General features: G+C 36.8%; 10 protein-coding genes. 6 read left to right on the top strand and 4 right to left on the bottom strand.

Annotation, left to right across the window (positions count from 1 at the left end; translation table 11 throughout):
- Nucleotides 1-54: 54 nt before the first annotated feature.
- Nucleotides 55-237: a hypothetical protein gene (locus SJW71_RS21655; RefSeq protein ID WP_274795500.1), complete on the top strand. Its 183-nt coding sequence runs from the start codon at nucleotides 55-57 to the stop codon at nucleotides 235-237.
- A 41-nt stretch (nucleotides 238-278) separates the two neighbouring features.
- On the opposite strand, the gene hemQ is transcribed toward SJW71_RS21655, so the two are convergent.
- On the bottom strand, nucleotides 279-1028 hold the full coding sequence (gene hemQ, locus SJW71_RS21650) for a hydrogen peroxide-dependent heme synthase (RefSeq protein ID WP_274795501.1): 750 nt from the start codon (nucleotides 1026-1028) through the stop codon (nucleotides 279-281).
- Between the two features lie 155 nt (nucleotides 1029-1183).
- On the opposite strand from hemQ, the gene SJW71_RS21645 reads away from it, so the two are divergent.
- Entirely contained in the window at nucleotides 1184-2020 is an 837-nt protein-coding gene (locus tag SJW71_RS21645) for a lipoate--protein ligase family protein (RefSeq protein ID WP_312505010.1), read from the top strand.
- A gap of 33 nt (nucleotides 2021-2053) precedes the next feature.
- Here SJW71_RS21645 and SJW71_RS21640 read toward each other — a convergent pair whose 3' ends face one another.
- Nucleotides 2054-2704 carry an RsfA family transcriptional regulator gene (locus SJW71_RS21640; protein ID WP_274795503.1) on the bottom strand — a complete coding sequence of 217 codons (651 nt, stop codon included), beginning with the start codon at nucleotides 2702-2704 and terminating at the stop codon, nucleotides 2054-2056.
- A gap of 236 nt (nucleotides 2705-2940) precedes the next feature.
- On the opposite strand from SJW71_RS21640, the gene SJW71_RS21635 reads away from it, so the two are divergent.
- The 3 genes from SJW71_RS21635 to SJW71_RS21625 all read left to right on the top strand — a co-directional run bounded on the left by SJW71_RS21635 (nucleotide 2941) and on the right by SJW71_RS21625 (nucleotide 10556).
- Nucleotides 2941-3165, top strand: coding sequence for a DUF1450 domain-containing protein (locus tag SJW71_RS21635; protein WP_049667962.1), 225 nt, complete (start codon nucleotides 2941-2943; stop codon nucleotides 3163-3165).
- Between the two features lie 204 nt (nucleotides 3166-3369).
- On the top strand, nucleotides 3370-4674 hold the full coding sequence (locus SJW71_RS21630) for an HD domain-containing protein (RefSeq protein ID WP_274795504.1): 1305 nt from the start codon (nucleotides 3370-3372) through the stop codon (nucleotides 4672-4674).
- 464 nt (nucleotides 4675-5138) lie between these two features.
- On the top strand, nucleotides 5139-10556 hold the full coding sequence (locus SJW71_RS21625; protein WP_431811529.1) for a collagen binding domain-containing protein: 5418 nt from the start codon (nucleotides 5139-5141) through the stop codon (nucleotides 10554-10556).
- A gap of 46 nt (nucleotides 10557-10602) precedes the next feature.
- Here the strand turns inward: SJW71_RS21625 and SJW71_RS21620 are convergent, their stop codons facing one another.
- Both SJW71_RS21620 and SJW71_RS21615 read right to left on the bottom strand, forming a co-directional pair.
- Entirely contained in the window at nucleotides 10603-11265 is a 663-nt protein-coding gene (locus tag SJW71_RS21620) for a class A sortase (protein ID WP_274795506.1), read from the bottom strand.
- Between the two features lie 77 nt (nucleotides 11266-11342).
- The gene (locus SJW71_RS21615) at nucleotides 11343-11528 is read right to left on the bottom strand and encodes a 2-hydroxymuconate tautomerase (protein WP_004231516.1); all 186 of its coding nucleotides are present in this window, start codon (nucleotides 11526-11528) and stop codon (nucleotides 11343-11345) included.
- 167 nt (nucleotides 11529-11695) lie between these two features.
- Between SJW71_RS21615 and SJW71_RS21610 the strand changes: the two genes are divergently transcribed.
- Complete coding sequence (locus SJW71_RS21610; RefSeq protein WP_431811528.1) at nucleotides 11696-12214, top strand: YwhD family protein; 519 nt, start codon at nucleotides 11696-11698, stop codon at nucleotides 12212-12214.
- Nucleotides 12215-12364 lie beyond the last annotated feature (150 nt).

The raw sequence follows: 12364 nt of genomic DNA, 5'->3' as shown, positions 1-12364 counted from the left end.
AACCGAGACATACTAAAGATGAAATAATATATGCATTTATGAAGGAGCGTATCCATGCGTATTTTTAGTATGTTTGTAGCCATTATTATCAGTGCTTTTTTGGCAGTAGCAATAGCAGAATACTACAATCAACCATATAATGGGTATTTGATTTTTCTGATGATTCTTACTGGATTTTTTATTCATATCATTATTTTAATATTTGAATCCGAGAATGCTGAAGAAAACGAAATTTAAAAATGCGAGTCCATAGCAGGGACTCGCATTTTTAATTGGTATTAAACAGTTAAGAATTTAACCAGTTTATCTTTATCCAGTAGGTTTCCGACGAAGAATTCACCGAACTCGCCGTAGCGTGCAGATACTTCATCGAAGCGCATTTCATATACTAATTTTTTGAATTGTAGCACATCATCAGCAAATAATGTTACGCCCCATTCGTGATCATCAAAGCCCACAGAACCTGTAATAATTTGCTTAACTTTACCAGCATAGCCTCGGCCAATCATTCCGTGAGAACGCATTAATGATTTACGCTCATCCATTGATAGCATGTACCAGTTATCGTTCCCTTGACGGCGTTTATCCATCGGGTAGAAGCATACATATTTAGCACGTGGAAGTTCAGGATATAAACGTGCACGTACATGTGGATTTTGGTACGGATCTTCATTTGATTCGCCGGCTAAATAGTTAGAAAGCTCCACAACAGATACATAAGAGTATGTAGGAATTGTAAAATCAGCTATCGCTAATTTATTAAATTCTGCTTCAAGCTCTTGTAGCTCATCCATTGTTTCACGCAATGTCATAATCATAAAGTCAGCTTTTTGGCCAACGATTGCATAAAATGCATGTGCACCTGTTTTTGCGATATCAGCTTCGTTTAGCTTTTCTAAATAAGCAATAAATTCTTCTACTGCTGCCTGACGTTCTTCAGCAGAAACAAGTTTCCAAGAAGCCCAGTCGATTGAGCGGAAGTCATGTAAAGCATACCATCCATCTAATGTAATTGCTGCTTCATTCATTATTGAAAACACTCCTTTATAAGTGAATACCATTCAAAAATTAGTTTATCATAGTTTGTACAAAATCCCTAAATTCATGATAGTAGTTCACGAATTTGACACCAACTAGAGATAATGTATGCTAAGAGAAGAGATGTAGATAGAGGAGTACCAATATGAAAAGTATGTTACAACAGCCAATTTGGCGTTTTTATGATCAATCGATTAGTGCAAAGCAAAGATCACCGTTAGAATCATTTGCGACAGATGATACGTTGTGTCAATTAGTTGGGCAATTAACTTCGCCGCCAACAATTCGTACCTGGGTTCATGAGGCTTCGGTTGTACTTGGTATTCAAGATCATCGTTTACCTTATGTTCAACAAGGTATGGAATTACTAGAGTCTAGAGGCTATCATCCTATCGTTCGTAACTCGGGTGGATTAGCGGTAGTGCTAGATGAAGGAGTTCTCAATATTTCTATTATATTGTCTGAACAAACTCAGTCACTTAGCATTAATGATGGCTATGATGTAATGGTAGATCTTGTGAAGGGGTTGTTCCCAGAAGTAGCTACTAAAATTGAGGCTTATGAAATAGTAGGCTCTTATTGTCCAGGATCTTATGATTTAAGTATTGAAGGGAAAAAATTTGCAGGCATTTCACAAAGACGTCTACGCCAAGGAGTAGCTGTTCAAATCTATTTATGTATTGAAGGGAGCGGCTCACAACGTGCTGCACTTATTCGTGACTTTTATGAGGAAAGTTTGCAACAGGCAGAGACAAAGTTTGTGTATCCTCAAATTGTGCCTGAAGTCATGGCTTCGCTTTCAGAACTTGTCGATCCAAATTTAACAGTAGAGGCGGTTGTAATTCGTCTTCAGCAACTACTTCATCATTTAGCTGAGGAAGTTCGTCCTCAATCTTTCGATAATGAGGAATTAAAGCTATACGGTTTTTATTTACAGCGTGTTTTCGAGCGCAATGCCAAAATGCTTGAACGAAAGTCATAGACTCATTATATGAAACATAAAAAAGCGATGCTGCTAATTAAGCGCATCGCCATTTTCTGATTGATAAATAGAGCTGCTTGTTACAAGGTTGCCGTTTTTCTCCATTTTGAAAACAGGCGCAATTCGCTCTTCCTCTTCATCTAATGTAACAAGTCGTCTAGCGCGATTCATAATTTGAACAAATTGCTCGTAATCCTTGCGAATCGCTCGATTTTCTTCTTCTAGTTTTGTAATAGTTTTCTCTAGCTTTTTATTTTTCTCAGATGTTACATGTACAAGCTGTCTCCATTTTGAAGATTCATTTCCTACTTCACCAGAATGCTGTAAACGTAGTAAATAGGCTATAACAATATCAAGAGAAAGAGCAGATAGTGGAATTGATTTTCCTTCTGCTGCACTACTATTTACTGTAAACATACTAGAAGCACGTCGTCTTGCTGGTGCTCCCAACACTCGCATTCTCTCTTTTCTTTCCTTCTTTGCTTCTGCTAATTGTTCCTCGTATTCTTTACGAACAACCGCATTCCAACGAAAACCACAGGCTGCAGCAGTACGGTTCAATGCATCACCAGCTTCTTCAAAGGCATTGAGCTGTGTGCTACCTTCCGTTACATGTCGAATAACCGCCTCTGCTAATAATTCATCGTTTTCTTTTAACCAAGCATCTTGTCTTACTTTACTCATTTTTTAAATCCTCCCACCTTTATTGGTAACTTGTTATTTAAGACTAGCATGACCAATCTTTTAACCTTTTATTCATCTATGTAGAAGGAAATATGCTTGAATAGAAGGGGAAAAATGCGATACAATACCCGATGTAGGTTTGTACGTATGCTGCATACTTAAATATGTGAAGGTCATGCGTTCAATAGAGCGATATTTTTGTTTAAAAATACTATATAGAAAGGGTTGTTGACAAAATGGCAAACGAATTTAAAGTTTGCGATGAATGTCAGGCCGTTAACTTAAAAACGTTAATTCCAAAATTAAAGGAAATCGATCCTGATGCAACCATCGAAATAGGCTGTCATTCTTACTGTGGTCCAGGACGCAAAAAAACATTTACCTTTGTAAATAGCCGACCTGTTGCTGCCTTAACAGAAGAAGAACTTATGGAAAAGGTTTTAGCAAAATTAAAGAAATAAGTAAAACATCATGCTATCTCTACTTGTTAGGGATAGTTTTTGTTTATTTTTAGATGGCTTTAAATATTAGACCAATAGAATTTGGGGTAAATTGGATTATAGCTGAAAAAGGTTGTTAGTATCTATAGAAAAAAGGTAATAAGTATGCTAGTCCTAGATTTATCGCATATAATAGAACTATAACAAAATGGGGGTGCTATCCAAATGACATATGCAGACGCTAAATTGCAAGAAGAGAAAGTATTTAAAGACCCTGTTCACCGGTATGTACATGTTCGAGATCAGGTGATATGGGATTTAGTGGGTACAAGAGAATTTCAGCGTTTACGCAGAATTCGTCAGTTAGGTACCACATTTTTAGTATTTCATGGAGCGGAACACAGTCGCTTTAGCCATTCTCTTGGTGTTTACGAAATTGTCCGACGTATTGTAGACGATATTTTCGTAGGTCGCCCTGATTGGGATGAAGGTGAGCGACTATTAGTATTATGTGCAGCCCTTTTACATGATTTAGGACATGGACCATTTTCACATGCCTTTGAAAATGTCTTTGAGCTGGATCATGAATACTATACAAGGCAAATACTATTGGGCGATACGGAAGTAAATGCAGTATTAAAAAAAGTAGCAGATGATTTTCCTGAAAAGGTCTCGCAAGTAATTGAAAAGACATATCCAAATAAGCAAGTGATCAGTTTAATTTCAAGTCAAATCGATGCGGATCGTATGGATTACTTGCAGCGTGATGCTTATTTTACAGGTGTTAGCTATGGTCACTTTGATATGGAGCGGATTTTAAGAGTAATGCGCCCACGTAAAAACCAAGTGGTAATAAAAGCAACAGGTATGCATGCAGTGGAAGATTATATTATGAGTCGCTATCAGATGTATTTACAAATTTATTTCCACCCAGTGTCCCGTAGCGCAGAAGTGATTTTAAATAATATTCTTAAACGAGTAAAACAATTAAGCTTAGCAGGTTATACATTTAAGCATGAACCTACACACTTTCTAGCATTTTTCCGTAATGCTATCACACTAGAGGATTATCTTGCGTTAGACGAGAGTATACTTTTTACATATTTTCAGCTATGGATGCAAGAGGATGATGCTATTCTAAGTGATTTAAGTCGCCGCTTTGTTAACCGTAAGCTATTTCAGTACATTGATTTAGACCCTGGAGTCGAGTTAGATAAATATCAAAAACTCCAAGAGCTTTTCAAACAGGCTGACTTGAACCCAGATTATTATCTTGTGCACGATACAACGGCAGATTTGCCATATGATTTTTACAGACCTGGAGAAGAAGAAGTACGAGTACCGATATTCTTAGAAATGAAAAATGGTGAGCTACGGGAGCTTTCGCGAGAATCGATTATAGTTGATTCTATTTCAGGACGTATGAAGCGAGATCATAAAATCTATTTTCCATTAGATTTTTTAGAGGATACTACTACACATTCCATTGTAAAAGAAGAAATACTAGCCTTGTTGAAAGGTCAAAAATAAAAATTAAATGTATAAAAATATGTATATAAAAGAATAAATTTTCTGAACTATTGTGAAGAAACAGTAAAAGAACTCAATTTGAGTTTTCTTTTACTGTTTTTATTTATGTATAAATATAAATCAAATGGAAAATATTTAATTTTTCATAAGTAAATAAGCCTTAATTGTTTAGAATTTGTTCAGTTATCACTAATACAATATAATTCTATAATCCTAGGGGTGGTGAAGAATGTCGATTATGTGAATCTAAAGTAATGGGCGATGACATAATTATTTATATTATATTCTTGGATAATCGTTATTGCCTATTTAATGTGCTTTTTTGCAAGGTAATCAACTTTGACGACAATCAAAATGAAGAAAAGAGGGATCGACCTATTGTTTGTAGCAATGAATATTAAAAGAATGCCTACGTCGTCAGCAAACACACAGGTATCTCTCTGGACTTAGAAAAGGAGAGAAGCATGAAAAACTTAAAAAAACTAAACATAGCAATAATTTTATTGCTACTCGTATTCCAAACAGTACTTTCGCCGATTTCAGTGTTTGCAGATGAGGGTAATGACATACGGCCAATAGAAAATACGAATACAGGTAGCGGTACTAGTGAAGAGTCAGAACTGACTAATGAAGCTGAACCGGTAGAACAACCAACAGAAACACCAGCAGTACCAGAAGGAGATGCTAGTACTGATAATGGAGCAGAGTCAACAGAACCATCACAACCAAGTAACGAAGAAGTGGGGAATGATTCTGAACCAGTTGTACCAGACGAAGAAGGTGCTACTGAGACTGGAGAGGATACAGATACTGAAACGGATGAAACAGATGAGGCAGTAACTCCAGAGGAAGAGCAGCTTGAGGAGCCTATGCAAGCTGATACACCGATGCCACTTGCATTTACACCTGAATCTATGCAAGCTGATATTAGCATGTCGTTTAAGAATTTAATACTAAATGGTACACCAATTCGAGATGCTACTGATTTAGCAAACTATTCAGGACCAAAGCCGAGAAAAGGTGATCAGGTAACTTTAAATTATAGCTTTGCAGTAGATCCAACAAAGAACTATGGAGTAGGCTCTACATTTACATTCCAACTCCCGGCCAATATGATTGAAGAATTCACATCAGGCTCTTTCAATGTTGCAAGAACAACAGAATATGCGAGCTATCATTCAACATATGACAGTGCAACAAAGACGGTAACAGTTTTCCTAGATAGTGATATTGAAGAGGCGCAAGCTGGGAATATTACTTTTGACTTCGTAGCTAAATTTGGTAATTTTGCTGATGAAGAGGAGCTTGAGCAAACACTAATTATTCCAATTGAAGGTGGAACAACAGTTAACTTACCATTTGAATTTGCACCGTTAGGTAACGGAGATTTACTGAAAAAAAGTGCCGCTGCAATTAAACGTGATGCAAATGGTAAAGTGACAATTCCATGGACAGTTTGGGTAAATACAGGTGGAGAAAAACTGAATGGGGCAAGTTTAAATGATGTACCAGATATTAAACATGCATTAACAGGAGATATTACAGTTGAGCGCTATAAAGTAGGCTTAAATGGTTTTAATCCAAATAGTCCCGGTACACCTGAGACGATATTAGAAACTGCATTTCCTATTAATTTAACAGATGGGAATTATGCATACAAAGTAACATACAATACTGTCGTAACAGCTGATCCAACAGATTCAAGCATGACGTATAAGAATACAGCTACATTGATAGGAACTAATATTCCAACAACGACAGCGGATGGCACTCAAACTGTGCAGTATGGTCCTAGCTTAGATAAAGCAAGAACTGGTGATAAATATAGGTCAGAATGGACAATTAAGTACAATTGGCTTGGTCAAAAAATTCCTGCAGCTCAAGCTATATTAACAGATACATTAACAACTTCTTCTGATACTACAGGAAAACATAAAATTGACTACACAAGCTTTAAAGTATATCGTGTGACGCTATCAAATGATGGTCAAACTGAACAATCTGCTACACTTCTAACAAAAGGTAAAGATTATACTTTAACAGAAGATGATTATGATTTTAAAATAGATTTTGACAGTCCATCAAACACTACAGGACCAAACGGTGAAGTAACATCAGCATTTAAAATTGTTTATAATACAGAGTTAGAAGATGAGTTTGTAACAGATGCCAATCAAGGTACGGTTACAAATACTGTCACAAGAGGAGATGGTGGATCAGAAATAGCCACTGTTGATCTTACACCAGAAATCTTTAATAAATCACGTGGCAAAATTGACTATGAAACGAAAACAATTGATTGGACTTTAACAATTAAGGCTGAGAAAAACTTGGATAACCTTGTTATTGAAGACGACTTTACAACGACAAATAAACCCGGAGACACATTAAAGCATACATTGACGCAATGGAGCGACTCAACATTTTATAATGTGACAGGCGCAGGCTCTTTAGATTATGCTATTACAGATAAAAGCGGCAATGCTCCAGCAGCAGGTAATGAAGGCTTTAAAGTAACATTTTCGAATACGATTCCAGCAGGAAGTACAATTACTATTAACTACAAAACAAAGTTTGATATTAAGCCAAATGGTAATGTAGCAACTATGTATCGTAATCTAGCAGAAGTTACTTGGGATGGTGTAGAAAGTACTGGTAATCAAGCTAGTAGAACAGCAGACTATTCACCTAACCAAGATTCTCCAACAAATAATAATGGTTATAAGAAGGTAAAGGTAAATAACAATACACAGGAATTTGCTTGGCGTGTAGGTATTAATATTAATAAACAAGATATTGATAGAGCTACATTAACGGATACATTAGGTGCAGGTCACTATATCCCTGTTCCAAATGGTGAAACATTAAAAGAGCAAATCACAATTACAAGATTGAATTTAACAACAGAAGAAGGTACAACAACTGGTCAGCCACAGTTGGATTCATCTAAATGGACTGTTTCCGAAACAGTAATGGATGGTAAAGTAACAGGCTTTGTTATTACATTTTCAGGACTAGATGCAAGTGAAAACAATGAAGCATATTTAGTAGAGTATACAACAAAAGATGCTGATGATATTTATGGACAAAGTAGTGGCAATGCAAGTCAATATACAAATAGTGCAGTGTTGGATACGCCACATAATGGTAATTACACATATAATGCAATAGCGACAATTAGTAATCATGCAAATGAATTAATTACAAAATCAGCAGCTCCTCGTCCAGCAGCAGATATTATCGAATGGACAGTAACAGTTAATGCTTCTAACTCTAAGCTTGGAAATATTGTATTAACAGATAAACCTTCTGCTAATCAAAAAGTATTAACAAATTCATTTAAAAAGCAAGAAATTAAGTTGAATGAAAAAGGTGATTTAGTAACTGGAAATACTATTACTATCAATGAAAATGAGATTGTTATAAATCCAGATGGCAGCTTTAGCCTTGACTTAGGAGAGCTAAACGATAAAGGTTATATTGTTACGTATTCAACTTTCTTTATGGGCGATGGCAACACTGGAGAAACTATAAGTAACGTGGCTTCTATTGGCTATGCAGGAGCTTCAGCAGCAGGCACAACTGACCAGGATGGAGATTCAAAACTCTTTAAGTATAGTTCATCGGATTCAACTGCTTCAGCTACTAGAGGTACTATTCAACTGAACAAGTTTAAAGTAAATCCTTTATCAGGAGTGCGAGAAGTATTTGAAGGCGTAACATTTGAGTTATGGAATAAAAATAATACAGTTAAGCTTGCTGAAGGTGTAACGGATGCTAATGGTAGGGTAGCATTCGAGCAAGTACGCTATGGTAAATATACTTTAAGAGAAGTGACACCAACAGGCTATGAAGAGATTCAGCCATTTGAAGTCACGATGAACGCACAATTCGATATTTTAGTTGGTGGAGAACCATATGTTGTTGAAAATATCGAAAGTGTTACTGATCCAAATGCGTGTCCTAAATTTACAATTACAGTGAACGATGCAAATGGTAATCCAATTAGCTCAGGTAAAGACATCAAATTATTGAATAGCAACGGCATAGAAATAGCTCAAGGCTCAACGGATGCAAATGGGCAATTCACAGTGAAACGACCTGACACAGGTGGTTCAGAAAAAGCTGTACAGGCGGGATTATATACTGTAGAAGTAAAGAACGGAGCAGATAGTATTGTTTTAGAAAATGCAGAGATTACTGTGAAGTATGGGGATGATTGTAAGGCTGAGGTACAGCAAGCAAAAGCTTGTCCATCAGTAACAATTACAATTAACGATGAAAATAACAGTCCACGTCCAAATGTAACAGTAACTGTAAAAGATCCGAACAATACTATACTCGCTACAGAAACAACAGATAGTGATGGCAAATTTATATTACCATCTACAACATCAGCAGGTACGTATAAAGTATATGAAGGTAAACAATATTTAGGCACAGTAACAATTGATTATACAACTGGCTGTGAGGTTGAATTAACAATAGCTAGAGCGTGTGAAACATTTACATTAACAATTAATGATGTGGATGGTAAGCCGCGGGAAAATGTAGCTATAGAGATTGTTGACAAACAAAATTCTAATAAAGCATTCACTGGTAAAACGGATGTAGATGGAGAAGTAGTATTTGATAACCTTCCACCTACAGGTCTTCCGCCAGCTGAGTATGAAGTGTATGAAAATGGTAAAAAGATTGATGAGTTTGCAGTTGATACAAACTGTGCCCATACAATCCAACCAGCACCAGCGTGTCCGCAGTTTACTGTAGAGCTAAAAGATGATAACGATGTATTAGTGCCAGCTAGTCAAAGCGTAGTCATTAAGGGCAAATCAGGTAACATCATTCCAACAAGTATAGATGTAGATGGACGCATTACATTTGTTTCACAAGATGTGCCAGCAGGTGTGTATGATGTGTTTGATAACAAAGTTTACTTAGGTGAAATTGAAGTATCCTATAAACAATCTTGTCAAACAGAGTTACAAATTGCGCCAGCATGTCCAGATTTCACATTAACAATTAACAATGCATATGGGCAGCCACGTGCAGGTGTAAAAGTTACAATTACAGGTGAAGATGGGATTGCTGTAGAGGAAAATGGTTCAACAGAATTTACAACAGAAAGCCAAGGCCAAATTGTTATTAGCAATTCAATTATCAAGCCAGGCAAGTATATTGTAAAAGAGAATGGTGAAACAATTATTGGTACAATTACAGTAGGTAATACATGTGAGGCTACAATTCAGCCATCACGACCAGTTACACCTCCAGATCCAGTTGAACCAGGAAACCCAGGTCCAAATAACCCGGTAGATCCGAATAAACCAGATCCAAATAACCCGGTAGATCCGAATAAACCAGATCCAAATAACCCGGTAGATCCGAATAAACCAAATCCAAATAACCCGGTAGATCCGAATAAACCAGATCCAAGTAACCCGGTAGATCCGTATAAACCAGATCCAAATAACCCGGTAGATCCAAATAAACCAGATCCAAGTAAGCCATCAAATCCAACACCAGGACCAGACAATCCATCTCCTTCTGATAAGGGGGATGTAACTGTACAGGATGTGATTAATCAAGGTCAGCAATTACCAGGCTTTGATCCATCAAATGCAACAAAGCAAACATTAAAGGCTTATCAAGACTTCCTTAACAATTATAATAAGCTATCAAAAGAAGATCAGTCTAAAGTAGCTCAAGCTATTGATATTAATAAAATTAAAGCAGATGCAGAGCGTTTAGAATCATTGCTAAATTCAAAAGGTAAATTACCACAAACAGATGGAGCAGATCAAACACCGTTTATATTTGTTGGCTTGATTCTTGTTATTGGTGCGTTATTGTTAATGCGTCGCCGCCAAACAAAGGCATAATTAAAATTAATAATAAAAAGCGCCTCCAATTTGGAAGGCGCTTTTATTAGGGCTGAAGGATATCCTGTGCATCTTCTATAGGATAGCTTTGCACAAAGTCTGCCTGTATAGCTAGTCGCTTCGTTCCTTTCTCTGCACAAGTAATCAATGTTAGTAATGTTTGGTCAGGAAGGTCGTCAATAATATAAATATCTGTTGCAGCAATCACTTTTTTGGTTGCCAATTTATATTCATACACATCTGTCATATCTGTTACATAAATGATGTCGCCAACTTGTGCTTGATAGAGTGGGCTAAATAGAATATCCTTATTCTCGAAATAATGACCTGCTAACGCATAGTTTCCTTGTCCAAGCTGCTGATCAGGCTTCAGTGTACCAGCCCCAGCGGCAAGGACAGCGTTGCCAACGCCCTTTAAAATAGGAAGCTGCATCTGTACATTTGGCACGATAATACTGCCTATTACAGGCATATTGCTAGCCTTTATTTGCGCTTGGAGCACCTCTGCAATAGAAAGTGATTGTACATTGTCAAACTCAAAATCTGCATGTGCTTGATTGTTTTTTTCAATATCCGTTGCACTATAATCGGCTGTATTTAATTGATCACTTAAACGGTCAATAATTGCATTTTGAATGGGCTGAATAAAAATAAGTAATAGACCAATAATCAGTATTAAAATAAGTAAGATTCGTTTGTAGTGCTTCAATCTATCACGTCCTGACATTGAAATAACAAAATCTCTATAAAAAAGGGTAGAGTGTTACTTGCTCTACCCAGTTTTTCTTATTTATCACTAAAACGTACGCCTGCAACGCCGTAATGGTTTTTAGACATTTCTTCGATAAAAACTGTTACATTTTCTGCAGGTGCATTTACCGTGCGAGAAACGGCCTCTGTTACTTCTTTGACAAGAGCACGTTTTTGTTCCTCTGTACGACCTTCAAGCATTTTCACTGTTACGTATGGCATAATATTGCCTCCTTTATAGAATAATGTTGTATAGTTAGTTTATAAGAAAGTATAAACTTCTTACTTGCGTTGAGGCATACGCGCAATGTTGAAAATAGCGTATAGTATGACAAAATAATGCGTCGATATGCTTTCCTTTATAATAGCAGAATGGAGGATATTTAAGTATGGCAAATGAAGAAAAACCAAAACAAAAAATGGGTTTTACCATTATAAAAAATGATCCAACAGATGGACATAAAGGGTTTGGAATTGGTTCACTTTCACTAGAGAATGTATCGCCCGTGATAATTGATGTAGAAGAGGGAACGGCTTCTGTTGAAATTGGTGCGATGCATGCACGTAGTGATGTAGAACGAGGTATTAAATTTACGGTAGATCGCGCTGATTCAGAGGGTGGAAAACCGTATTGGCTAGTATGGGTGACTATCGATCATAAAGAGGATGGGCCATACTATGCAGGTGTAACGGCTTGTGAAATGGTCGTTAATCGCGAAAAGCGTCGTGGTTATAAAATTTTAGCTGACCATGTAAACAAAATGGATAAATCCATGAAGCGTCAAATTATTGTAGAGCATATGGATGCACCGTCTAAAAAAGTATTGGCTACTTTCCTAAAGCAACTTAATCCTGAATTATGGAAACGTAGTGAGGAGCAATTGCGTCAAGACTTATTTGTTGAATAGTCCAACAATGATTGAACAATCTGTGACATTTTGCAATCGCTTTCGATATTAGGTTGAAAGTGGGTTTGAAACAAAGTACACTTGATGCAGAGCTTACATTTTAGTAAGCTAGGACACTTGGTATCGCGAATGTGATGAGCGCTATGCGGC

Source organism: Lysinibacillus sp. FW12 (assembly GCF_050817245.1).
Lineage (GTDB): Bacteria > Bacillota > Bacilli > Bacillales_A > Planococcaceae > Lysinibacillus > Lysinibacillus irui.
This window is presented reverse-complemented; position numbering and strand designations above follow the sequence as displayed.